Annotated in this window: 22 protein-coding genes; 14 read left to right on the forward strand and 8 right to left on the reverse strand. The window is 56.7% G+C overall.

Features of this window, described 5'->3' with window-relative positions:
* Positions 1–2 precede the first annotated feature (2 nt).
* A complete protein-coding gene (gene gldA, locus KK102_RS20455; protein ID WP_216358327.1) occupies positions 3–1106 on the forward strand; it encodes a bifunctional L-1,2-propanediol dehydrogenase/glycerol dehydrogenase in 1104 nt (367 codons plus the stop codon).
* A gap of 91 nt (positions 1107–1197) precedes the next feature.
* Here gldA and katG read toward each other — a convergent pair whose 3' ends face one another.
* The 4 genes from katG to metB form a co-directional block, all read right to left on the reverse strand.
* Complete coding sequence (katG, locus tag KK102_RS20460; RefSeq protein WP_216358328.1) at positions 1198–3378, reverse strand: catalase/peroxidase HPI; 2181 nt, start codon at positions 3376–3378, stop codon at positions 1198–1200.
* A gap of 209 nt (positions 3379–3587) precedes the next feature.
* The gene (gene metF, locus KK102_RS20465) at positions 3588–4478 is read right to left on the reverse strand and encodes a methylenetetrahydrofolate reductase (protein WP_042718147.1); all 891 of its coding nucleotides are present in this window, start codon (positions 4476–4478) and stop codon (positions 3588–3590) included.
* 227 nt (positions 4479–4705) lie between these two features.
* The gene (locus tag KK102_RS20470) at positions 4706–7138 is read right to left on the reverse strand and encodes a bifunctional aspartate kinase/homoserine dehydrogenase II (protein WP_216358329.1); all 2433 of its coding nucleotides are present in this window, start codon (positions 7136–7138) and stop codon (positions 4706–4708) included.
* A gap of 2 nt (positions 7139–7140) precedes the next feature.
* The gene (gene metB / locus KK102_RS20475; protein WP_126546038.1) at positions 7141–8301 is read right to left on the reverse strand and encodes a cystathionine gamma-synthase; all 1161 of its coding nucleotides are present in this window, start codon (positions 8299–8301) and stop codon (positions 7141–7143) included.
* A 276-nt stretch (positions 8302–8577) separates the two neighbouring features.
* Between metB and metJ the strand changes: the two genes are divergently transcribed.
* Positions 8578–8895, forward strand: a complete 318-nt coding sequence (gene metJ, locus KK102_RS20480; RefSeq protein WP_010436961.1) for a met regulon transcriptional regulator MetJ — start codon at positions 8578–8580, stop codon at positions 8893–8895.
* 42 nt (positions 8896–8937) lie between these two features.
* On the opposite strand, the gene KK102_RS20485 is transcribed toward metJ, so the two are convergent.
* Both KK102_RS20485 and rpmE read right to left on the reverse strand, forming a co-directional pair.
* Entirely contained in the window at positions 8938–9618 is a 681-nt protein-coding gene (locus KK102_RS20485; protein WP_216358330.1) for an oligogalacturonate-specific porin KdgM family protein, read from the reverse strand.
* Between the two features lie 315 nt (positions 9619–9933).
* Entirely contained in the window at positions 9934–10146 is a 213-nt protein-coding gene (gene rpmE / locus KK102_RS20490) for a 50S ribosomal protein L31 (RefSeq protein ID WP_003862040.1), read from the reverse strand.
* A 200-nt stretch (positions 10147–10346) separates the two neighbouring features.
* Here rpmE and priA point away from each other — a divergent pair, with 200 nt between their 5' ends.
* The 7 genes from priA (at position 10347) to rraA (ending at position 18307) form a co-directional block, all read left to right on the forward strand.
* Positions 10347–12542 carry a primosomal protein N' gene (priA, locus tag KK102_RS20495; protein WP_216358331.1) on the forward strand — a complete coding sequence of 732 codons (2196 nt, stop codon included), beginning with the start codon at positions 10347–10349 and terminating at the stop codon, positions 12540–12542.
* A 119-nt stretch (positions 12543–12661) separates the two neighbouring features.
* Positions 12662–13687, forward strand: a complete 1026-nt coding sequence (gene cytR, locus KK102_RS20500; RefSeq protein ID WP_216358332.1) for a DNA-binding transcriptional regulator CytR — start codon at positions 12662–12664, stop codon at positions 13685–13687.
* A 93-nt stretch (positions 13688–13780) separates the two neighbouring features.
* A complete protein-coding gene (ftsN, locus tag KK102_RS20505; RefSeq protein WP_089599285.1) occupies positions 13781–14770 on the forward strand; it encodes a cell division protein FtsN in 990 nt (329 codons plus the stop codon).
* A gap of 94 nt (positions 14771–14864) precedes the next feature.
* Positions 14865–15395, forward strand: a complete 531-nt coding sequence (hslV, locus tag KK102_RS20510; protein WP_008501802.1) for an ATP-dependent protease subunit HslV — start codon at positions 14865–14867, stop codon at positions 15393–15395.
* 9 nt (positions 15396–15404) lie between these two features.
* Positions 15405–16739, forward strand: a complete 1335-nt coding sequence (gene hslU, locus KK102_RS20515) for an HslU--HslV peptidase ATPase subunit (protein ID WP_010436948.1) — start codon at positions 15405–15407, stop codon at positions 16737–16739.
* Positions 16740–16808: 69 nt separating this feature from the next.
* Positions 16809–17729, forward strand: coding sequence for a 1,4-dihydroxy-2-naphthoate polyprenyltransferase (gene menA, locus KK102_RS20520; RefSeq protein ID WP_126546042.1), 921 nt, complete (start codon positions 16809–16811; stop codon positions 17727–17729).
* Between the two features lie 92 nt (positions 17730–17821).
* Positions 17822–18307, forward strand: coding sequence for a ribonuclease E activity regulator RraA (rraA, locus tag KK102_RS20525; protein WP_126546043.1), 486 nt, complete (start codon positions 17822–17824; stop codon positions 18305–18307).
* A gap of 566 nt (positions 18308–18873) precedes the next feature.
* Here rraA and zapB read toward each other — a convergent pair.
* Positions 18874–19113, reverse strand: a complete 240-nt coding sequence (gene zapB / locus KK102_RS20530; protein WP_010436935.1) for a septal ring assembly protein ZapB — start codon at positions 19111–19113, stop codon at positions 18874–18876.
* 399 nt (positions 19114–19512) lie between these two features.
* Here zapB and KK102_RS20535 point away from each other — a divergent pair, with 399 nt between their 5' ends.
* From KK102_RS20535 to fpr, 4 genes are all read left to right on the forward strand, one after another.
* Positions 19513–20358 carry an MIP/aquaporin family protein gene (locus KK102_RS20535; RefSeq protein WP_010436934.1) on the forward strand — a complete coding sequence of 282 codons (846 nt, stop codon included), beginning with the start codon at positions 19513–19515 and terminating at the stop codon, positions 20356–20358.
* A gap of 21 nt (positions 20359–20379) precedes the next feature.
* A complete protein-coding gene (glpK, locus tag KK102_RS20540) occupies positions 20380–21888 on the forward strand; it encodes a glycerol kinase GlpK (RefSeq protein WP_216358333.1) in 1509 nt (502 codons plus the stop codon).
* 154 nt (positions 21889–22042) lie between these two features.
* On the forward strand, positions 22043–23053 hold the full coding sequence (gene glpX, locus KK102_RS20545; RefSeq protein WP_126546044.1) for a class II fructose-bisphosphatase: 1011 nt from the start codon (positions 22043–22045) through the stop codon (positions 23051–23053).
* Between the two features lie 96 nt (positions 23054–23149).
* Positions 23150–23896: a ferredoxin--NADP(+) reductase gene (gene fpr, locus KK102_RS20550; RefSeq protein ID WP_216358334.1), complete on the forward strand. Its 747-nt coding sequence runs from the start codon at positions 23150–23152 to the stop codon at positions 23894–23896.
* Here the strand turns inward: fpr and KK102_RS20555 are convergent, their stop codons facing one another.
* Entirely contained in the window at positions 23897–24316 is a 420-nt protein-coding gene (locus tag KK102_RS20555; protein ID WP_126546046.1) for a DUF805 domain-containing protein, read from the reverse strand. It lies immediately after the preceding gene.
* A 112-nt stretch (positions 24317–24428) separates the two neighbouring features.
* Between KK102_RS20555 and KK102_RS20560 the strand changes: the two genes are divergently transcribed.
* Positions 24429–25025: a DUF1454 family protein gene (locus tag KK102_RS20560; protein ID WP_126546047.1), complete on the forward strand. Its 597-nt coding sequence runs from the start codon at positions 24429–24431 to the stop codon at positions 25023–25025.
* The last annotated feature ends 72 nt before the right edge of the window (positions 25026–25097 follow it).

Genomic DNA, 25097 nt, shown 5'->3' on the forward strand with positions numbered 1-25097 from the left:
TTATGGACCGTATCATTCAATCACCTGGGAAATACATCCAGGGTGCTGATGTGCTTACCCGTCTCGGCGACTATCTGAAACCTCTGGCACAGCGCTGGCTGGTTGTCGGCGATAAGTTTGTGCTGGGTTTTGCCGAAGAAACCCTGCGTCAGAGTTTTAAAAAAGCCGAACTGCATGCCGAAATCGCGCCGTTTGGTGGCGAATGTTCGCAAAATGAAATCGATCGCCTGAAAAAACTGGCCGACAGCGCCGACTGCATGGCGGTGCTGGGCATTGGCGGCGGTAAAACGCTGGATACCGCCAAAGCGCTTGCCCACTTTATGGACGTGCCGGTCGCCATTGCGCCAACCATCGCCTCCACCGATGCGCCGTGCAGCGCCCTCTCCGTGATTTATACCGACAGCGGTGAGTTCGACCGCTACCTGATGCTGCCGCACAACCCGAACATGGTCATTGTCGACACCAAAGTGGTGGCGGGCGCACCGGCGCGGCTGCTGGCCGCCGGGATTGGCGACGCGCTGGCAACCTGGTTTGAAGCACGCGCCTGCTCGCGCAGCGGGGCAACCACTATGGCCGGCGGAAAGTGCACACAGGCGGCGTTAGCGCTGGCCGAGCTGTGCTACAACACGCTGGTTGAAGAGGGTGAGAAGGCGATGCTGGCAGCGGAACAGCACGTGGTGACGCCTGCTCTTGAACGCATTATCGAAGCCAACACCTATCTCAGCGGCGTGGGTTTTGAAAGCGGAGGTCTGGCAGCGGCACACGCTATTCATAACGGTATGACGGCGGTACCGGACGCGCATCACTTCTACCACGGTGAAAAAGTGGCGTTTGGCACGCTGACTCAACTGGTGCTGGAAAACGCGCCGGTAGAAGAGATCGAAACCGTCGCGGCACTTTGTCACAGCGTGGGGCTGCCGATCACGCTGGCACAGCTGAACATGAAAGAGGATATTCCGGCGAAAATGCGTCTGATTGCGGAAGCATCTTGCTCAGAAGGTGAAACCATTCACAACATGCCGGGCGGCGTGTCACCGGATCAGGTTTACGCGGCGCTGCTGGTTGCCGACCAGTATGGGCAGCGTTTCCTGCAGGAGTGGGAGTAATAAAAAAGCCGGGTGGCGCTGCGCTTACCCGGCCTACATGGCACTTTAATTTGTAGTCCGGGTAAGGCGTAGCCGCCACCCGGCACAAGGATTACTGCACGTCAAACCGATCCAGATCCATCACCTTCGCCCATGCTGCGACGAAGTCACGAACGAACTTCTCGCTGGCATCGCTGCTGGCGTAAACCTCAGCCAGCGCGCGCAGGACAGCGTTGGAACCGAAGACCAGGTCGGCACGGGTGGCGGTGTATTTCACTTCACCGCTGGCGCGATCGCTACCGGCAAACAGTTCGTTTGATTCGTCGGTCGCTTTCCACTGGGTGTTCATATCCAGCAGGTTCACGAAGAAATCGTTGCTCAGCACGCCCTCACGGTCAGTGAACACGCCATTCTTGCTGCCATCGAAGTTGGCACCCAGAACGCGCAGGCCACCGATCAGCACCGTCAGCTCTGGCGCGGTCAGCGTCAGCTGCTGGGCTTTGTCGATCAGCAGTGACTCCGTGGTGGACACATCCACCTGCGCACGGTAGTTGCGGAAACCATCGGCAACCGGTTCGAGCAGGTTAAACATCTCGATATCCGTCTGATCCTGACGCGCATCCACGCGGCCTGGGGTGAACGGTACGGTGACGTACACGCCTGCGGCTTTTGCGGCCTGCTCAACGCCTACCACGCCCGCCAGCACGATGATATCGGCCAGTGAGGCTTTGTTGGTGGTGCGCTGAATAGCTTCCAGAGCCGGCAGCGCGCGAACCGCCGCGGCGTTCACATCCCAGTCGCGCTGAGGAGCCAGCGCCAGACGCGCGCCGTTAGCGCCGCCACGCTTATCGCCACCGCGGAAGGTTGAAGCTGACGCCCAGGCAACGGAAACCAGCTCGCTCACGGACAGACCGGATGCCACAATTTCCGCCTTCAGGCTTTCAATGTCTTCTTTAGACGGATTGAACACCGCCTGCGGCAGCGGATCCTGCCAAATCAGATCTTCTTTCGGCACTTCAGGGCCGATGTAACGCGCTTTCGGCCCCATATCGCGGTGGGTCAGCTTGAACCAGGCACGCGCGAAGGCTTCGTTGAAGGCCTGCGGATCGTTCAGGAAGCGGCGGGAAATTTTCTCGAATTCCGGGTCAAAACGCAGCGTCAGGTCGGTGACCAGCATGGTTGGCTTGCGTTTTTTCGACGGGTCGAACGGATCGGGCATGATTTCCGGTGCATCCACGGCTTCAAACTGAATCGCACCTGCCGGGCTGCGGGTCTGCACCCATTCGTATTTGAACAGGTTCTCGAAGAAGTAGTTGCTCCACTGGGTCGGGGTTTGCGACCAGATGACTTCCAGACCGGAGGTAATGGCATCTGCGCCAATCCCCGTGCCGTGCGTGCTCGCCCAGCCCAGGCCCTGCGCTTCAATCGGCGAGGCTTCCGGGTCGGTGCCCACGTGCGTGGCTTCACCCGCGCCGTGGGTTTTGCCGAGAGTGTGGCCGCCCGCGATCAGCGCAACGGTCTCTTCGTCGTTCATGCCCATGTTGCCGAAGGTCGCGCGAATGGCCGCCGCAGCAGACAGGGGTTCACCGCTGGCGTTTGGCCCTTCCGGGTTAACGTAGATCAGGCCCATTTCGGTGGCGGCCAGAGGACGCTTCGCCAGCGCTTCCGGGTCACGGTGGGTCAACCAGGCCTTTTCATCGCCCCAGTTCACGTCCAGATCCGGCTCCCAGACGTCTTCACGCCCGGCGCCAAAACCAAAGGTGCGGAAGCCGGAGTTCTCCAGCGCCACGTTACCCGCGAGGATAAACAGGTCAGCCCAGGAAATTTTTTGTCCGTATTTTTGTTTGATAGGCCACAGCAGGCGGCGCGCCTTATCCAGGCTCACGTTATCAGGCCAGGAGTTCAGCGGTGCAAAGCGTTGTTGACCGCGTCCGGCACCGCCGCGTCCGTCAACGGAGCGATAGGTACCTGCCCCGTGCCAGGCCATACGGATAAACAGGCCCGCATAGCTGCCCCAGTCGGCAGGCCACCACGGTTGAGAGTCGGTTAAAAGTGTTTTGAGATCGCCTTTAAGGGCGGAGTAATCAAGCTTGCTAAATTCTTTGCGGTAGTCGAAGTCTTCACCCAGTGGGTTCGAACGATTGGAATGTTGGTTAAGAAGATCGATGCGGAGTTGTTTTGGCCACCAGTCGCGGCTGCCTGTACCTGCGCCCGCGCTGTGATCGACGCCGCCCTGATGGAACGGGCATTTGCCGACTGATGCCGCTTTATTGGTCTCGTCTGACGTGCTCATCGCTTTGCTCCCTTTTACAGTGTTACCGTTACGATATACGCCCTTGTTGATAAGGTATAGTTGAGATAACCCACAGATTCGATAGTTAAATCCGTTTAATTTCCCATGGAAAATACATGAGTTTTGTACGTCAAAGGCAGCATTGCTGATATGGCAGGAAAATAAAACCCTTATAAATCAAAAAACCCTCCGAAGAGGGCTCTTTTTTGTTACACGCCTGGTCTAACGCCGAGCGTGTGGCATATGGCGTAACTCATCTCTGCACGGTTCAGCGTGTAGAAGTGGAAATCCTTCACCCCTTCACGACTCAAGATCTTCACCATGTCCATCGCGATATTTGCGCCCACCAGCTTGCGTGTTTCCGGGTCATCGTCCAGCCCCTCGTACATTTTAGACATCCAAAGCGGAATGCGCACATTGGTCATATCGGCAAATTTCTTCGCCTGTTTGAAGTTAGAGACCGGCAGAATGCCCGGGATAATTTCGACGTCGATACCCGCAGAAACGCAGCGGTCACGGAAGCGCAGGTAGCTTTCAACATCGAAGAAAAATTGCGTTATCGCGCGGTTCGCGCCAGCGTCGACTTTGCGTTTCAGGTTGAGCAAGTCCGCCTGGGCGCTTTTCGCTTCCGGATGCACTTCAGGATAAGCAGCAACGGAGATATCAAAGTCAGCCACGCCTTTCAGCAGCGCAACCAGATCGGCGGCATACATGTCCGGCTTGCCGCTCCCCGGCGGCAGGTCACCGCGCAGGGCAACGATATGACGAATGCCGTTATTCCAGTAATCCTGGGCGATAGCCCGCAGCTCGTCGCGGGTGGCATCGATACAGGTAAGGTGCGGTGCCGCTTCCAGACCGGTACGATCTTTGATGCCTTTAATGATGCTGTGCGTACGGTCACGCTCGCCGGAGTTAGCACCATAAGTCACGGAAACAAACTTCGGTTTCAGGCTGCTCAGGCGATCGATAGAGCTCCACAGGGTTTGCTCCATTTCACTGGTGCGCGGCGGGAAAAATTCAAAAGAGACATTAATCTGGCCGTTTACTTCGGCCAGGCTCTGATTCAGGGCTTCCCGCTGGTTGGCGTGAAAAAAGCTCATACCTTACCTCTATCTATCGCGTGTCGTTGTCTGTGGTGTTGTGAACTTCTATACGTTTAGACGTCCAGATGTAAAAATGACGGAAAAGCGGAGTGACGTCAACATAAATAATCAACAATAACGGTGAGGTTTGTTCAGGGAAGATGAAGGGGATTCATGATGGGGGGTGAGTGCGGTCTGATGCCCTCACCCTAACCCTCTCCCACAGGGAGAGGGAAATACAGAGGTTACAGTAGCTTAGCCAGACGGTTGATGTCGGACTGGATCGCCCCGGCGGTGACATCGCGCCCCGCGCCCGGACCGCGGATCACCAGCGGGTTATCGCGGTACCAGCGGCTTTCGATAGCGAAGACGTTATCGCACGGCAGTAGCGCCGCCAGCGGATGTTCAGGACGCACCGCCTCCACGCCTACGCGCGCTTTACCGTTCGCCTCGAAACGCGCCACGTAGCGCAGCACCAGGCCCATCTCGTTGGCGGCTTCCAGACGCTGTACCATCTGCTCGTTCAGCTCGTCGCCGTTTTCGAAGAAGTGATCCACAGACCCTTCCTCACAGCCCGCAGGCACCAGCGATTCAACACGCACCTGACCCGGTTCGATGTCGTAGCCCGCTTCACGCGCCAGGATCACCAGCTTACGCATCACGTCTTTCCCGGCAAGGTCCACGCGCGGATCGGGCTCGGTTAAGCCCTGTTGCCATGCCTGATCCACCAGGTCGGTGAAGGGTACGGTGCCGTCGAACTGCAGGAACAGCCAGGAGAGCGTACCGGAGAAGATACCGCTCAGCGCCAGAATGCTGTCGCCGCTTTCAATCAGGTCGCGCACGGTATGGTTAACCGGCAGCCCCGCGCCAACGGTGGCGTTGTAGAGCCAGTGACGACCGGTTTTTTCAAACGCGTCGTGGATCTGCCGGTATTTATCGGTGCTGCTCGCTCCGGCCAGCTTGTTGGCGCTGATGACGTGGAAGCCGTGGCTGGCGAAATCCAGATACTGATCCGCAAGCTGCTCGCTGGCAGTCACGTCCAGCACCACCAGGTCATCGTAAGGGTGCGCGCGCATCCACAGGAACAGCGACTCTTCATCCTGCTCAACCGCTTCATCATTAAAGAAGGCCAGCGCGCGGCTGGCGTCCAGCCCTTCGTAATTCAGCAGGCTGCGGCGGCTATCCACCACGCCCGCAAGAATAAATTCAAATCCGGTACGCGCGGAGAGCGTCTCCTGCTCGCGGGCGAACAGTTCAAGCCAACGGGAACCGATGTTCCCTTTCCCGAACAGAACCAGGCCGATGCGTTTTTCCGCGCGGAACAGGGAGGTATGCAGACCCTGAATCAGGCTCTCGGTTGGCCCTTTACGCAGCACGGCGACCAGGCTGATTCCCTCTTCCGACTGCCAGGTGAACTCCACCGGCTGGCCTTTCAGCTGCTGCCAGAAGCGGTGGCAGTGCAGCGGGTTACGGGTGACGCCCGCGCCCACCATCGCCACCAGCGCCAGACCCTGACGCAGGCGAAGCTCGCCCGGCAGGCCCGCTTCATCGAGGATTTTCAGCGCGCTGTCCGCCACTTCTGCGGTATAGCAGAACTGCAGCAGCTGGCGGTCGTTGTGAACGCCGACGGCCAGCGGGCGCACCTGAGCACGTTTGAGGATCAGGTCGATATCTTTATGCGCCAGCCTGAAGTCCTGGCCCGCAGGCACCTGGAACTCAATCAGGCAGATGTCGTCGTGGCTGGTGACAATACGCGCGCCCGTACCGGAGGCCAGTACGCGTTCGATACGGGTAGAGCCTTGATCCGGGGTATAGCTGCAGCGCAGCTGCAGGTCGATATCGCTACCGGAAACCGGCTGCAGCGTACGGGCGTGCAGTACCGGCGCGGCCAGACGCGCCAGCTCGCTGGCTTCGTCGAGACGCAGCAGCGGCAGCAGGCAGGCATCTTTCACCTTACGCGGGTCCGCGCTGTAGACACCGGCCACGTCGCTCCAGATGGTGACGCGGGACACGCCCGCCAGCGCACCGATTTGCGTTGCCGAGTAGTCCGAGCCGTTACGGCCCAGCAGCACGGTTTCGCCCGCGTTGCTGCGGCTGATAAAGCCGGTCACGACGATACGTTTGCCCGGATGCTGCACCAGCAGCTGTTGCAGCAGCGGGTAGGACAAACCTTCATCCACCTGAGGCTGCGCGGCGCGTTCGGCACGCAGGAAATCACGCGCGTCGAGCCAGGCCGCCTCCACGCCCAGGTGTTGCAGAACGGCGGCCATCAGACGTGCGGACCACACTTCACCGTGGCCCACCACTTCGGCATAGACCGCGTCGGTAATACCGCTGTCCAGCAGGGCAGCCAGACGCTCAAGGTCATGGGTAAAGGCGCCGATCAGTCCATCCGCCACGTCCGCAGGCAGCAGGCCGGCAATCAGCTCGCTCTGGTAACGGCGTAAAGACTGTTGTACCTGATGCGCAGAAAGGCGATCGGTCTGGCTCAGTTTCAGCCAGCTAATCAACTGGTTGGTGGTGCTGCCCGCCGCCGAGACAACCATCATGTCACCCGGCTGTGAATACTCGGTCATGATCCCTGCAACGCGCAGGTAACACTTCACATCAGCAAGACTACTACCACCAAACTTGTGCAGTTGACGACCCTTCGCCCCTGCCTGCGCTATCACACTCATGATTACCCCTTGGCTGCGACCTGGAAGCCATTTTCCAGGTCGGCAATTAAATCTTCAGAATCTTCAATGCCGGTTGAGATACGCAGCAGCGTCTCAGAGATCCCGGCGGCGGCACGTGCTTCCGGTGCCATACCTGCGTGCGTCATAGTCGCGGCGTGGGAGATTAAGCTTTCAACCCCACCTAAGGATTCCGCCAGCGTAAACAATGACAGCCCGCTCAGGAAGCGACGCAGCGTTTGCTCGTCACCGTCCAGTTCAAAACTCAACATCGCGCCAAATCCCTTCTGCTGGCGCGCGGCAATCTCGTGCCCCTGATTTTCCGGCAGCGACGGGTGATAGAGCTTCTTCACCAGCGGCTGAGTTTTCAGGAAATCGACGATCGCCTGGGCATTGCGCTGCGCCACGTCCATGCGCGGCGACAGGGTGCGGATGCCGCGTAACAGCAGGTAGCTGTCGAAGGCGCTCGCGGTGACGCCAATGTTATTGGCCCACCATGCCAGTTCAGTGACAACGTCGGGATCTTTTGCAATCACCACGCCTGCCACCACATCAGAATGACCGTTCAGATATTTAGTGCATGAATGCAACACCAGATCGGCACCCAGTGCTAACGGGTTCTGAAGGGCCGGACTGAGGAACGTATTATCCACTACACTTATCGCTCCCGCATCCCTTGCGAGCTGACAAATTTTCGCAATATCGACAACGCGCAACAATGGGTTGCTTGGACTTTCCACCAGAACCAGCTTCGGCTGCTCTGCCAGCGCCTGTTTCAGCGCCTGTTCGTCGTTTTGATCGACAAACAGCACGCGGTAGCAGCCGCGTTTTGCCAGGCTGTCAAACAGGCGATAGCTGCCGCCGTAGCAGTCGTGCGGAGCCACCAGCAGGTCGCCAGGCTTCAGGAACACCGTCGTCACCAGGTGGATGGCGGACATCCCCGTATTGGTTAATACCGCACCCGCCCCCCCTTCCAGCTCTGCCAGGGCACGCTGGGTCACGTCACGCGTAGGGTTGCCACGACGGGAATAGTCATGCGCGCGGGGTTCATTAAATCCGGTGAAATTATAGGTACTGGAAAGATGAATCGGCGGGACAACGCAGCCGTACTGCTCGTCATCATTCAATCCGCTACGCACTGCGATGGTGGCCTGTTTACGCGTCATGGTGAGGGCTTCCTGGCTTAATAGGTGAAAAGTCAGGCACCAGAGTAAACATTGAAAGTATGGACGTCAATACATCTGGACATCTAAACTTCTTTGCGTATAGATTGAGCAATGCGCAAATAGCCGTTAAAATTATATGCTTTAGTGCACGCTGCAGCGGCAATATCCGTGCCACGGTATCGTCTCTACGGTAAACTAGGCAAGATTACGGTTCAAAACCGGCGGTTATCGGTTCTGCACCTTTAGATTAATGACTGAGAGGATTAAAGGTATCTCATGGCTGAATGGAGCGGCGAATATATCAGCCCATACGCTGAGCACGGTAAGAAGAGTGAGCAAGTAAAGAAAATTACGGTTTCCATTCCTCTGAAGGTGTTGAAGATCCTCACCGATGAACGCACGCGTCGTCAGGTGAACAACCTGCGCCACGCGACCAACAGCGAGCTGCTGTGCGAAGCGTTCCTGCATGCGTTTACCGGCCAACCGTTGCCGAACGATGACGATTTGCGCAAAGAGCGCAGTGATGAAATCCCGGAAGAGGCGAAAATCATCATGCGTGAACTGGGCATTGATCCGGATACGTGGGAATACTAACTGCGGTGCGATCCCGCTGAGGTTACTCAGCGGGATGGTTTTTTAGAAGTTATAGCCTAATCCCACGCGCAGACGCGTCTGGCGGTCGTCGCTGGTGGCGGTGTTATAGCCGGAAGAGACGTTGCCCACTTCCGCAAACGGGATCCACGAGTCGATGTTATACGCCACGCGGAAGTTATATTCGTAATCTTCTTTTTTGTTGTTATACAGATCTTCGTTATCGGCGAATTTATAAATTCCGTTCAGTTCGAACATCCAGTTATCGATATTATAACCCAGCCACATTTCTGGGCGATAAACCATACGGTCATCTTTTCCGTCCGCGTTGCGGCGAGTGTATTCGGTACGATAGCGGAACGCTGTCCACCTGCTGTCATCAATATTATACTGCACCCGCAGATACGGCTTATAAATAGCCATATCATCGCCCATTTCAACGGCAACGCCCGGCTGCCAGATAAAACCCTGCCAGGTGAACTGATAGCTTGCCGTATATTCGTTGCTGTTACTTTCCATATTATTAAGCGCGTCGTTAGACTGCTTATTATCGGAGCGCGATACCGCCTCCACGGCGACGCCAAAGCCGGTGCCAAAGCGGTGCGACATGTACACACGATCGTAGTTACGCCCATCGTCGTAATACTCGTGACGATAATCAACATATCCCGCCTGTGCCGCACAGGATAATAATGGCAGCACGAATAACAGATGTTTAATTTTCATAATCTTTCCCTCGAAGTAAACACGCCCTGAAAGCCATCGCTGTTAAAATGGCAAATAAGAATGTATGGCGAGCGAAGTGTAATTTTACGAAATGAGGGAAACCTTTTATTTTTTGACACACAAAGCAAAACAGTGGCAAAGAATTCAAGAAAACGAAGATGCAGTTCACTATCCGTTAAAGAATACATCAGACAAATATATTAAAACCGATAGCGCGTTATTGATTATTTAAGCGTTAAATATAATACAAAGATTTATTCAGAAGGGAAATTACAGGCACAAAAAAACCGCCCGGAGGCGGTTTCTTCTGGATGCTTATTTAGCGCCCGGGATGCTGAAACGCTTGTTGAAGCGGTCAACACGGCCACCGGTTGCAACATCACGCTGCTTACCAGTGTAGAACGGGTGGCATTTGCCGCACACGTCCAGGTTCAGATCGTGACCCACGGTGGAGCGGATCTGGATAGAGTTACCGCAAGAGCAGTTTGCAGTAATCATTTCGTATTTCGGGTGAATATCTTTTTTCATGGGAGAACCTCAGTTAAGGCCGCGTCGCTCTTCCAGCCCTAACGCCAGACACCACGCGATGTTGAATGTAATTTCTTTGGCGTAATATACACCAAAGGCGGCGAATCATACAGAATTTGACCAGCGTATGCAAACTGATCCGCACGCCGCTTTCACTAATGTGTATACTAACGCGCCACTTTTCAAGTCAGGAAGATTCGATGCCCGTCGCTCACGTTGCCCTGCCCGTTCCGCTTCCCCGCACCTTTGACTACCTGCTGCCCGACAGCATGAGCGCCAAAGCGGGCTGTCGCGTGATCGTGCCGTTTGGCAAACAGCAGCGCGTGGGGATCGTGGTTTCCGTGAGTGAGAAAAGCGAGCTGCCGCTTAATGAACTGAAATCGGTTGTTGAGGTACTGGACAGCGAGCCGGTCTACTCCAACAGCACCTGGCGACTGCTGCTGTGGGCGGCAGATTACTATCACCATCCGATTGGCGACGTCCTGTTCCACGCGCTGCCAATCATGCTGCGCCAGGGCAAAAGCGCCAGCCACGCGCCGATGTGGTACTGGTTTGCCACCGAGCAGGGTCAGGCCGTGGACATCAACAGCCTGAAGCGCTCGCAGAAACAGCAGCAGGCGCTGGCGGCGCTGCGTCAGGGAAAAATCTGGCGGCACCAGGTCGAGGAGCTTGAGGTCAGCGAAACGGCGCTACAGGCATTAAGAAAGAAAGGGCTGAGCGAACTGGCAAGCGAAGCGCCCGCCCTTCACGACTGGCGCGACGGCTTCACCGTCTCCGGCGATCGCCTGCGTCTGAACACCGAGCAGGCCACCGCCGTGGGGGCGATTCACAGCGCCTCCGATCATTTCTCTGCCTGGCTGCTGGCGGGCGTGACGGGGTCCGGCAAGACCGAAGTTTATCTGAGCGTGCTGGAAAACGTGCTCGCACAGGGCAAACAGGCGCTGGTGATGGTGCCGGAAATCGGCCTGACGCCGCAGACCATCGCCCGCTTTCGCGAGCGCTTTAACGCGCCGGTTGAGGTGCTGCACTCAGGGCTTAACGACAGCGAGCGCCTCAGCGCCTGGCTGAAAGCGAAAAACGGCGAAGCGGCGATTGTGATCGGCACCCGCTCGTCGCTGTTTACGCCGTTTAAAAATCTCGGCGTTATCGTAATAGATGAAGAGCACGACAGCTCCTATAAACAGCAGGAAGGCTGGCGCTATCACGCCCGTGACCTAGCGGTCTACCGCGCGCACAGCGAGCAAATTCCCATTATTCTCGGCTCCGCCACGCCTGCGCTCGAAACGCTGCACAACGTGCGCCAGCGTAAATACCATATGCTGCGCCTGACGCGTCGCGCGGGTAATGCCCGTCCGGCGATTCAGCACGTGCTGGATCTGAAAGGTCAGCAGGTTCAGGCCGGGCTCGCGCCTGCATTGATTACCCGAATGCGGCAGCACCTGCAGGCGGGTAACCAGGTGATCCTGTTCCTTAACCGACGCGGCTTCGCGCCCGCCCTGCTGTGCCACGACTGCGGCTGGATTGCCGAGTGCCCGCGCTGCGACCACTACTACACCTTCCATCAGGCCCAGCGTCATTTACGCTGCCACCACTGCGACAGCCAGCGCCCGGTGCCGCGCCAGTGTCCGTCGTGTGGCTCAACGCATATCGTGCCGGTCGGTCTGGGCACGGAGCAGCTGGAACAGGCCCTTGGCCCCTTCTTCCCGGACGTGCCGATTTCGCGTATCGACCGGGACACCACCAGCCGCAAAGGCGCGCTGGAACAACAGCTGGCGGAAGTGCATCGCGGTGGGGCACGCATATTGATTGGCACCCAGATGCTGGCAAAAGGGCATCACTTCCCGGACGTCACGCTGGTCGCCCTTCTGGACGTTGACGGCGCGCTGTTCTCGGCAGATTTCCGCTCCGCCGAGCGCTTCGCCCAGCTTTATACCCAGGTGGCGGGGCGTGCCGGACGTGCAGGAAAACAAGGCGAAGTGGTGCTGCAAACGCACCACCCTGAGCACCCGCTGCTGCAAACGTTGCTGCATAAAGGCTATGACGCCTTTGCTGAACAGGCGCTGGCCGAACGCCAGACCATGCAGCTGCCGCCGTGGACCAGCCACGTCATCATCCGCGCGGAAGACCATAACAATCAGCAGGCGCCGCTTTTCCTGCAGCAGCTGAGAAACCTCCTGCAGGCCAGCCCGCTGGTGGATAGTCAGCTGTGGATTTTGGGTCCGGTTCCAGCGCTGGCCCCGAAACGCGGCGGACGTTTCCGCTGGCAAATCTTACTTCAGCACCCGTCACGTATCCGCCTGCAGCATATCGTCAGCGGCACGCTGGCGCTGATCAACACCCTGCCGGAAGCGCGCAAAGTGAAGTGGGTTCTGGACGTCGATCCCATCGAAGGCTGAAGACGGATCGAAAAATTTAACGTGCCTCACACTTTTTATGAAAATTCTGTAACCGATTCCATTAACTATCTGTAAAAATGGTGATGTCCGCAGTTCGGTGTTCAGGCGAGGAGAAGACGTTGAAGTCCAGGAAAGAGGTCACTACGGCGACCATGAAAGACGTTGCCGAGAAAGCACAAGTCTCTACGGCAACCGTGTCCCGCGCATTAATGAACCCGGATAAAGTCTCCCAGTCGACCCGTAACAAGGTTGAACAGGCGGCGCTGGAAGTGGGCTATTTCCCGCAGGCGATGGGTCGCAACGTAAAGCGCAATGAATCGCGGACTATTCTGGTGATTGTGCCGGACATCTGCGACCCGTTCTTTAGCGAGATCATTCGCGGTATCGAAGTGACGGCGGCTGAACAAGGCTATCTGGTGCTGATTGGCGACTGCGCCCACCAGAATCAGCAGGAAAAAACCTTTATCGATCTCATTATCACCAAGCAGATTGACGGCATGTTGCTGCTTGGCTCCCGCCTGCCGTTTGATGCCAGCATTGAAGAACAACGCAATTTACCGCCGATGGTGATGGCCAACGAGTTCGCGCCAGAGCTGGAACTGCCGACGGTGCATATTGATAACCTGACGGCCGCGTTCAATGCGGTGAACTATCTTCAGGAGCTGGGGCATAAGCGTATTGGCTGTATTGCCGGGCCGGAAGAGATGCCGCTTTGCCACTACCGCCTGCAGGGCTATGTTCAGGCGCTTCGCCGTACCGGAGCCATCGTTGATCCGCACTATATTGCGCGCGGTGATTTTACCTTTGAAGCGGGCGGACAAGCGCTGGAGAAACTGCTGGCGCTGCCGCAGCCGCCAACGGCGGTGTTCTGCCACAGCGACGTGATGGCGCTGGGCGCGCTGTCACACGCCAAACGTCGTGGATTACGCGTGCCAAAAGACCTGTCGATTATCGGCTTCGATAATATTTCGCTTTCAGAGTTTTGCGATCCACCGCTCTCTACTGTTTCACAACCGCGCTATCAGATTGGCCGCGAAGCGATGCTGCTTTTGCTGGATCAGCTGCAGGGTCAAACGGTTAGCAGCGGCTCGCGGTTACTCGACTGCGAGCTGATTGTTCGCGGCTCTACCCAGGCATTGACTTAAAGTAAATGCCTTTCGGACACCCTTATCTGGTCAAAGCCCCGCCGCTTAAGTAACATGGCGGGCTGACGAACGAATAAATACAGCGAAACGATAGTGGCACAACGAGATTATGTACGTCGCGGCCAGCCGGCACCTTCGCGACGCAAAAAGAGTAGTTCAAAAAGCAAGCAGCGGAATCTGCCTGCCGTCTCGCCAGCAATGGTCGCTATTGCTGCGGCTGTACTGGTGGCCTTTATTGGCGGCCTGTACTTTATTACGCACCATAAAAAAGAAGAATCTGAAGCGCTTCAGGGCAACAAAGTGGCCGGTAATGGCCTGCCGCCGAAGCCTGAGGAGCGCTGGCGCTATATTAAAGAGCTGGAAAGCCGCCAGCCTGGCGTGCGTGCGCCTACCGAGCCGTCCGCCGGTGGCGAAGTGAAAAATGCCGATCAGCTGACGAACGAACAGCGCCAGCTGCTGGCACAGATGCAGGCCGATATGCGCCAGCAGCCTACGCAGCTGAATGAAGTGCCGTGGAATGAACAAACGCCTGCGCAGCGTCAGCAAACGTTGCAGATGCAGCGTCAGCGCCAGGCACAAATTCAGCAGCAGCAACAGCAGCAGTGGACGCAAACCCAGCCGGTACAACAGCCGAAGGCCCAGCCATACCAGCAGCCACAGCAGCAGACGCGTACGGTACAATCGCAGCCTGTTCAGCAACAGCCAAAAGCGCAGCCGCAAAAGCAGGCGGCGCAGCCGTATCAGGATCTGCTCCAGACGCCAGCGCACACCACGGCGCAGCAGCCGAAAACGCAGCAGGCCGCGCCGGTGACCAAAGAGACCGAAGCACCGAAGCAAACGGCTGAGAAAAAAGACGAACGCCGCTGGATGGTGCAGTGCGGCTCGTTTAAAGGCGCCGAGCAGGCCGAAACCGTGCGTGCTCAGCTCGCGTTCGAAGGATTTGACTCACGCATTACCACCAACAACGGCTGGAACCGCGTGGTGATTGGCCCGGTCAAAGGCAAAGAAAATGCCGACGGCACTATCTCTCGTTTGAAAGTAGCCGGTCACACAAACTGCATTCGACTCGCCTCCGGGGGTTGAAACCCCCAAAATCCCCCCCATCTATCATTTAATTCAGCCCTGAGCACTGGCTCAGGGCTTCTGTTTCCCGAATCTGTAACCAGGGGGTCTGCTCGTGACAACAATAGTAAGTGTACGCCGTAACGGCCATGTGGTAATCGCCGGTGATGGCCAGGCCACGCTGGGTAATACCGTCATGAAAGGCAACGTGAAGAAAGTGCGTCGTCTCTACAACGACAAAGTGATCGCCGGTTTTGCAGGCGGCACGGCGGATGCCTTCACGCTGTTTGAGCTGTTTGAACGCAAACTGGAAATGCACCAGGGTCATCTGGTGAAAGCCGCCGTTGAGCTGGCGAAAGACTGGCGTACCGACCGCATGCTGCGCAAGCTCGAAGCGCTGCTGGCCGTGGCCGATGAAACCGCCTCGCTAATCATCACCGGTAACGGTGACGTGATTCAGCCGGAAAATGACCTGATTGCCATCGGCTCCGGCGGCCCGTACGCCCAGGCTGCTGCCCGCGCCCTGTTGGAAAACACCGACATGAACGCGCGCGATATCGCGGTGAAAGCGTTGGATATTGCAGGTGATATCTGCATTTATACCAACCACAACCACACCATCGAAGAATTGACCTCCAAAGCGTAAGGATCTCCCATGTCTGAAATGACCCCACGCGAAATTGTCAGCGAACTGAACAAACACATTATCGGCCAGGATAACGCCAAGCGATCCGTGGCGATTGCCCTGCGTAACCGCTGGCGTCGTATGCAGCTTGACGAAGAGCTGCGCCACGAAGTGACCCCGAAAAACATTCTGATGATCGGACCGACCGGTGTGGGTAAAACCGAAATCGCTCGTCGCCTGGCGAAACTCGCTAACGCGCCGTTCATCAAAGTGGAAGCCACTAAGTTCACCGAAGTGGGCTACGTGGGTAAAGAAGTGGATTCCATTATCCGCGATCTGACCGACTCGGCAATCAAGATGGTGCGCGTCCAGGCTATCGAGAAAAACCGCTACCGCGCAGAAGAGATGGCCGAAGAGCGCATTCTCGACGTGCTGATCCCACCGGCTAAAAACAACTGGGGCCAGGCAGAGCAGCAGGCGGAACCGTCCGCAGCGCGCCAGGCATTCCGCAAGAAACTGCGTGAAGGCCAATTGGACGACAAAGAGATTGAGATCGATCTCGCTGCCGCGCCGATGGGTGTGGAAATCATGGCGCCTCCGGGCATGGAAGAGATGACCAGCCAGCTGCAGTCCATGTTCCAGAACCTGGGCGGCCAGAAGCAGAAAGCGCGTAAGCTGAAAATCAAAGACGCGATGAAGCTGCTGATTGAAGAAGAAGCCGCGAAGCTGGTGAACCCGGAAGAGCTGAAGCAGGACGCTATCGACGCGGTTGAGCAGCACGGCATCGTGTTTATCGACGAGATCGACAAAATTTGTAAGCGCGGCGGCAACAGCTCCGGCCCGGACGTGTCCCGCGAAGGCGTTCAGCGCGACCTGCTGCCGCTGGTTGAAGGCTGCACCGTCTCCACCAAGCACGGCATGGTGAAAACGGACCACATCCTGTTTATCGCTTCCGGTGCCTTCCAGGTTGCCAGCCCGTCGGATCTGATCCCGGAACTGCAGGGTCGTCTGCCTATCCGCGTTGAGCTGCAGGCGCTGACCACCGAAGATTTCGAACGGATCCTGACCGAGCCAAACGCCTCTGCCACCGTGCAGTACAAAGCGCTGATGGCCACCGAAGGTGTGAACCTCGAGTTCACCGAAGACGGTATCAAACGTATCGCCCAGGCCGCATGGCAGGTGAACGAAACCACCGAGAACATTGGTGCGCGTCGTCTGCACACCGTACTGGAACGCCTGGTGGAAGATATCTCTTACGACGCGAGCGACCTTAACGGTCAAACCATTACCATTGACGCAGAATATGTGAGTAAACATCTGGATGCGTTAGTGGCAGATGAAGATCTGAGCCGTTTTATCCTATAATCGCGGTTACTGCATTCTCATCACGTTTAATGGGGGCTAATGCCCCCATTTTTTATTGGCTAAATACTTATGACTGACATCAGCCGTACTCAGGCGTGGCTTGAAAGTTTGCGCCCTAAAACGCTTCCTCTGGCCTTTGCCGCGATTATCGTCGGTACCGCCCTTGCCTGGTGGCAGGGTTATTTTGATCCGCTGGTTGCCGCGCTGGCATTGATTACCGCCGGCCTGCTGCAAATTCTCTCCAACCTCGCCAACGACTACGGTGACGCGGTGAAAGGCAGCGACAAGCCCGATCGCATCGGGCCGCTGCGCGGAATGCAGAAAGGGGTCATTACCCAGGCACAGATGAAACGCGCGCTGATTATCACCGTGGTGCTGATTTGCTTGTCCGGGCTGGCGCTGGTGACGGTCGCGTCTAAAACCACCAGCGATTTCATCGGCTTCCTGGTGCTGGGTCTGCTCGCGATTATCGCAGCCATTACCTATACCGTTGGCACGCGCCCTTACGGTTATATTGGGCTGGGTGATATCTCCGTGCTGGTGTTCTTCGGCTGGCTGAGCGTGATGGGGAGTTGGTATCTGCAGGCGCATACGGTCATCCCTGCCCTGTTCCTGCCCGCAACCGCCTGCGGCCTGCTGGCGACGGCGGTGCTCAACATCAACAACCTGCGCGATATCGACAGCGATCGTGAGAACGGCAAAAACACCCTGGCCGTGCGTCTGGGGCCGGTGAATGCGCGCCGCTATCATGCCTGTCTGCTCACTGGCGCGCTGGTTTGCCTGGCCCTTTTTAACCTGATTTCCCTGCAGAGCTTGTGGGGCTGGCTGTTCGTGCTTGCCGCGCCGCTGCTGGTTAAGCAGGCCCGCTTTGTGATGCGTGAGCTCAGCCCGGCAGCCATGCCGCCAATGCTGGAGCGTACGGTAAAAGGTGCGTTGCTGACTAACCTGTTGTTCGTCATCGGGATTGTGCTAAGCCAGACGCTCAGTTAGCTGACAAATATCAATTAACAATTGATGATTTTGCCAACAACGCATTTCGCACGATATACTGAACACATTCGCAGCAACTGAGCGTTAAACCTATGAAATACGATACCTCCGAGCTTTGTGACATCTACCAGGAAGATGTCAACGTCGTTGAACCGCTGTTCTCCAACTTTGGAGGGCGGTCGTCGTTTGGCGGGCAAATCATCACGGTGAAATGTTTCGAGGATAACGGGTTGCTGTACGATCTGCTCGAACAGAACGGTCGTGGCCGCGTTCTGGTGATCGACGGCGGCGGTTCCGTGCGCCGTGCATTGATTGATGCTGAGCTGGCGGGAATTGCCGTCCAAAATGAGTGGGAAGGCATTGTGGTGTACGGTTCCGTGCGCCAGGTGGACGATCTCGAAGACCTGGATATCGGGATTCAGGCCATCGCGGCCATACCGGTAGGGGCGGCGGGTGACGGCATCGGCGAAAGCGACGTGCGCGTCAATTTCGGCGGCGTGACCTTCTTCTCCGGTGACCATCTTTACGCTGATAACACCGGTATTATCCTGTCCGAAGATCCGCTGGATATCGAGTAGTAAAACCGTCAGCGTGGGCCATAAAAAAACCGCCAACAGCAATGTGGCGGTTTTTTTGTCCCTCAGGATTCGCGGTCCGTTGGGTTATCTTGCAACCTTTAACCAGGATTTTTATCTTACCCTGGTTCATCCCTTCGGTAACCCCCGTCGACCCTTTATAAATTCCTAATTTCCTCTGAAGACCTTAACTACGCTACTGTTGCTCATTATGATGCATCGTCCCTTTCCGCCATCTCGCACATGGGCATCGGTCCAGGGAAAGGTGTATTCACAACCGTAAAGCAACCTTTAACCGGGCTTGTGTCCACCGACTTATCACCGGTGGTGAACGGTGGAGCGGTTAGCAGCAGGGACCGCATAATGAAACGCTATTTATGTATCGCGTTCATTGTCGCCAGCGTACTCGTTGTAAAGAGTGATGAACCGAATGTGTTTGTTGCTTTTGCTATGACAGCGCAGGACAAGTAGCGTTAAGGCCGCCTCTGGCGGCCTTTTTTATGCCAGTTATAAAAAAGCCGGGTAGCGGCGTCGCCTTACCCGGCCTGGTCAGTTCATCCCAATGGGAATTAGACTTCTTCCATACGTCCCAGCAGCGCCTGCAGGCGATCCTGCCAGCCGTTCTGCTGTTCACGCAGCTGGTTGTTTTCGCGCTCCAGCTCTTCGCGGCCGTGCTGCGCGTTCTGAACTTCCTGCGCCAGGCTGTTGTTCTTCTCTTTCAGCTCTTCAATTTCCATCTGCAGCAGGGTGATGGTGTCAATCGCCTGCTGTACTTTCGATTCCAGTTTCTCAAACACTTCTAAAGACATGATGCTACCTCTCCTGAATTGCAAGGCGACGCTTTAACGTAAACGCGCACGACATATACCTTCGATTGTATGGAGCGCGGCGCTCTGTGTCCAGCGACACACCGCGCAGATCGCGGTTTGCAACACTTTTAGGTCTGGTCCTGGTGCGTTCGCGTCATATACCCCTAAATTGTTAACTCATTCGTTAATGAAATGATTCAGCTCACATTCTGATGCTGATGCAAAAATGTGCCTTATGGCGCGAAAACGCTCATTTTATTGACGCAGACCACACATTTTGATTTCGATATTTCTCGTTTTTGCTCGTTAACGATAAATTAACACTATGTCTACAGGACATCGTGGCCGTCACGGGCGGCCATGCTAACAATAAACATCAATCTCTTCAGGATTCCGATTATGAGTCAGACATCAACCTTAAAAGGCCAGTGCATTGCCGAGTTCCTTGGTACCGGGTTGTTGATATTCTTCGGAGTGGGCTGTGTCGCTGCACTGAAAGTGGCGGGTGCCAGTTTTGGTCAGTGGGAAATCAGTATCATCTGGGGTCTGGGCGTGGCGATGGCCATCTACCTGACTGCAGGGGTTTCCGGTGCACATCTTAACCCGGCGGTGACTATCGCGCTGTGGCTGTTCGCGTGCTTCGATGGACGCAAAGTTGTTCCTTTCATCATTTCTCAGTTTGCCGGCGCCTTTTGCGCAGCGGCGTTAGTTTACGGGCTTTATTACAATCTTTTCATCGACTTCGAACAGACGCATCATATGGTGCGCGGCAGCGTCGAAAGTCTGGATCTGGCTGGCATCTTCTCAACCTATCCGAACCCGCATATTAATTTTGTGCAGGCGTTCGCAGTTGAAATGGTGATTACCGCTATTCTGATGGGCGTCATCATGGCGCTGGGCGATGACGGCAACGGCATTCCGCGCGGCCCGCTGGCCCCGCTGCTGATTGGCCTGCTGATTGCGGTTATCGGCGCATCAATGGGTCCACTGACCGGCTTCGCGATGAACCCGGCGCGTGACCTGGGGCCAAAAACCTTCGCCTTCTTCGCTGGATGGGGCGACGTCGCCTTCACCGGTGGCAAAGATATTCCTTACTTCCTGGTCCCGCTGTTCGGGCCAATCGTAGGGGCGGCGCTGGGCGCATTCGGCTATCGCAAATTAATTGGTCGCCACTTACCGTGCGACACCTGTGTGGAAGAAGAGAAAGAAACAACCTCTACCGCACAACAAAAAGCTTCGCTGTAATCTGACTACGGGACACCTAACATGACCGAAAAAAAATATATTGTTGCGCTCGACCAGGGCACTACCAGCTCCCGCGCTGTCGTAATGGATCATGACGCGAACATCGTCAGCGTGTCACAGCGCGAATTCGAGCAAATTTACCCTCGTCCAGGCTGGGTAGAACACGACCCGATGGAGATTTGGGCGTCACAAAGCTCCACGCTGGTCGAAGTGCTGGCGAAAGCCGATATCAGTTCCGACGAGATTGCCGCGATTGGTATCACCAACCAGCGTGAGACCACCGTGGTCTGGGAGCGCGAAACCGGTAAGCCAATTTACAACGCCATTGTCTGGCAGTGCCGCCGTACCTCAGAAATTTGCGAAAAACTGAAGCGCGAGGGCATGGAAGATTACATCCGTAGCGCAACAGGCCTGGTGATTGACCCGTATTTCTCCGGCACCAAGGTGAAATGGATCCTCGACCACGTGGAAGGTTCACGCGAGCGTGCTAAACGCGGCGAACTGCTTTTCGGTACCGTCGATACCTGGCTTATCTGGAAAATGACCCAGGGACGCGTTCACGTTACCGACTATACCAACGCCTCGCGTACCATGCTGTTCAACATCAACACCCTGGAGTGGGATGACAAGATGCTGGACGCGCTGGACATCCCGCGCGCAATGCTGCCTGAAGTGCGTAAGTCTTCAGAAGTGTACGGCCAGACCAACATCGGCGGTAAAGGCGGCACCCGTATTCCTATCGCCGGTATCGCCGGTGACCAGCAGGCGGCGCTGTTCGGCCAGCTGTGCGTCAAGGAAGGGATGGCGAAGAACACCTACGGCACCGGCTGCTTTATGCTGATGAACACCGGCGAGAAGGCGGTGAAGTCAGAAAACGGCCTGCTGACCACCATCGCCTGCGGCCCGCGCGGCGAAGTAAACTATGCGCTGGAAGGTGCGGTATTCATGGCCGGTGCATCCATTCAGTGGCTGCGTGACGAGATGAAGCTGATCAGCGATGCGTTCGATTCCGAGTACTTCGCGACCAAAGTGAAAGACACCAACGGCGTGTACGTGGTGCCTGCGTTCACCGGTCTCGGCGCGCCGTACTGGGACCCGTATGCACGCGGTGCGATTTTCGGCCTGACCCGCGGCGTGAACGCTAACCACATTATTCGCGCCACCCTGGAATCCATCGCCTACCAGACGCGCGACGTGCTGGAAGCGATGCAGGCTGACTCCGGCATTCGTCTGCACGCCCTGCGCGTGGACGGCGGTGCGGTCGCGAATAACTTCCTGATGCAGTTCCAGTCCGACATTCTGGGCACCCGCGTTGAGCGCCCTGAAGTGCGTGAAGTGACGGCGCTGGGCGCGGCGTACCTTGCTGGTCTGGCGGTAGGCTTCTGGCAGAACCTGGACGAGCTGCAGGAAAAAGCGGTGATCGAACGCGAATTCCGCCCGGGCATCGAAACCACCGAGCGTAACTTCCGCTACAGCGGCTGGAAAAAAGCGGTGAAACGCGCCCTGGCGTGGGAAGAGCACGAAGAGTAATCCCCCTCACCCCGGCCCTCTCCCCAAAGGGGAGAGGGTGTTTTAAGTCCCCTCGCCCCTTTGGGGAGAGGGTTAGGGTGAGGGGAGTACAGGCCGCACCTTACCCACTCTGTGATAAACTTCGTGCAATTCCTTTTGATTGTACGAGTACCTCATGAAACGTGAACTTGCTATCGAGTTTTCCCGCGTCACCGAAGCGGCCGCCCTTGCAGGCTATAAATGGCTGGGTCGTGGCGACAAAAATACCGCAGACGGCGCAGCCGTCCATGCCATGCGCATTGTCCTTAACCAGGTCAACATCGACGGCACCATCGTGATCGGCGAAGGCGAGATCGACGAAGCGCCGATGCTCTATATCGGTGAAAAAGTCGGTACCGGCAAAGGCGACGCCGTGGACATCGCGGTCGACCCGATCGAAGGCACCCGCATGACGGCGATGGGCCAGGCCAACGCCCTGGCGGTGCTGGCCGTGGGCGATAAAGGCTGCTTCCTCAACGCGCCGGACATGTACATGGAGAAGCTGATTGTCGGTCCCGGCGCGAAGGGCGCAATCGACCTCAGCCTGCCGCTGGAAGAGAATCTGCGCAACATCGCCAAAGCCCTGGGCAAACCGCTTAGCGAGCTGACCGTGACGATTCTGGCCAAACCGCGCCACGACGCCACCATCGCGCAGATGCAAAAGCTCGGCGTGCGTGTGTTTGCTATCCCTGACGGTGACGTTGCCGCCTCGATCCTGACCTGTATGCCGTACAGTGAAGTGGATGTGCTGTACGGTATCGGCGGCGCGCCGGAAGGCGTGGTCTCTGCGGCGGTGATCCGCGCGCTGGACGGCGATATGCAGGCGCGTCTGCTGCCACGTCATGAGGTGAAAGGCGACAGCGACGAGAACCGCCGTATCGGGGAAAACGAGCTGGCACGCTGCGAAGCGATGGGCATCGAGGCCAATAAAGTGCTGGCTCTGGACGAGATGGCGCGCAGCGACAACGTTGTCTTCTCCGCGACCGGCATCACCAAAGGCGATCTGCTGGACGGCATCACCCGCAAGGGCAACATGGCGACCACCGAAACGCTGCTGATCCGCGGTAAATCGCGCACCATTCGCCGCATTCAGTCTATCCACTATCTCGACCGCAAAGACCCGGACGTGCAGACGCACATTCTGTAAAACCGTTTGATCGATTGAGCTTTCCAGCCCAAATGGGCTGGAAATCTCCCCGCTAAGTACGGAAGATAGAACAGAGAAACAGCACAGGAGAAGATCATGGCGGACTGGGTAACAGGTAAAGTCACAAAGGTACAGTTCTGGACCGATGCGCTATTTAGTCTCACCCTGCATGCTCCCGTCCACCCGTTCACAGCCGGGCAATTTGCGAAGCTGGGGCTGGATGTCGACGGCGAACGCGTGCAGCGCGCCTACTCTTACGTTAACGCGCCTGATAACCCGGATCTCGAGTTCTATCTGGTCACCGTCCCGGACGGCAAACTCAGCCCACGCCTCGCGGCGCTGAAACCTGGCGATGATGTGCAGATTGTGGCAGAAGCGGCCGGTTTCTTCGTGCTCGACGAAATTCCAGACTGTGACACCCTGTGGATGCTGGCAACGGGTACCGCCATCGGCCCTTATCTCTCTATTTTGCAGTACGGCAAAGATCTGGAACGTTTCAAAAACATCGTGCTGGTTCACGCCGCGCGCTACGCCGCGGACCTGAGCTACCTGCCGCAAATGCAGGCGCTGGAACAGCAGTACGGCGGGAAGCTGAAAATTCAAACCGTGGTCAGCCGTGAAACGGCGTCGGGTTCACTGACCGGACGTGTTCCGGCGTTGATTGAGAGCGGTGTGCTGGAGGAGGCGGTTGGCTTGCCAATGAATACCGAAACCAGCCATGTGATGCTGTGCGGTAATCCGCAGATGGTTCGGGACACGCAGCAGCTTCTGAAGGAAACCCGGCAGATGACGAAACACCTTCGTCGCCGACCGGGCCATATGACGGCTGAACACTACTGGTGATCAGCGGTACTTCACTTCAAGGGTGTCTTTACCGTATTTGTTTTCGCTCTGGGTGCCGATAAACGCGCCCAGATCGACAACCATCATCACGAAGATAATGCTCGGCACCATCCTGCCCACGACCCACGGCAGGATAGACGGCAGCATTGACCAGTTTCCTGCCACCAGCATCCACGCCAGAATAATCAGAAAAGCCCATGCGCCGGAACGGCCGCGATCGTGCAGACGTTTCACCACCACGGCGGCCGTTGGCCACAGCAGGCAGACCAGCGCAAACGCCGCCGTTTGCGTGCTCAGCCACGCGTTATAGGCAACAAAAAACAGAAGCAGCATGGCGACAACCCACGTCACCATCCAGACCCAGAAATCACGGCGTCCAATACGCCCTTTGAATGAAAACAGCCACTGCTGTATGGTCATGTAAGGTTCCTTATTATCGTATAGCGCGCATTTTACCCTGGAGTTGTGACCTTTTGACAAGCCGACCAGATATCGTTTTAATCATGAGCACTTACGGCCAGGGGCAATATTGATGAAATTAACGGCACACACTCTTTTCCTGTGTTTAGCGATGCTGAGCGCAGGCAGTTCTCTGCATGCCGCTGAAACCACCGCTCCCACTACAGCGCCGTATCTCCTGGCGGGCGCGCCCTCCTTCGACCAATCCATCAGCCAGTTTCGTGAAGCCTTTAATCAGGCCAACCCAAAGCTGCCGCTGGATGAATTTCGCGCTATTGATAGCGCCCGAGATACCCCAACCCTGACTCGTGCAGCCAGCAAAATTAACGAGAATTTATACGCATCGACAGCGCTGGAACGCGGTACGCTAAAAATTAAAAGCATGCAGATCACCTGGCTGCCAATCCAGGGGCCGGAACAAAAAGCCGCCAGGGCGAAAGCGCTGGAGTACATGAGCGCTATTTTGCATGCTTTCACCCCTGCGCTAACGAAAACGCAAAGCCAGCAAAAGCTGCAAAAATTGCTGACGGCAGGTAAAAACAAGCGTTACTACGCCGATACGGAAGGCGCCATTCGCTATGTGGTGGCGGATAACGGCGAAAAAGGCCTGACCTTCGCTGTTGAACCGATTAAGCTGGCGCTATCAGACTCACTCGGAGGGGCGAATTAATGACAAAAAGCAAAGCCTTTCAGGGGAAAATCTCTATACTGATTCACAGACCATGCTGCCCTTCCGGGTGGC

Origin of the sequence: Enterobacter quasimori (assembly GCF_018597345.1) — a bacterium.
GTDB lineage: Bacteria > Pseudomonadota > Gammaproteobacteria > Enterobacterales > Enterobacteriaceae > Enterobacter > Enterobacter mori.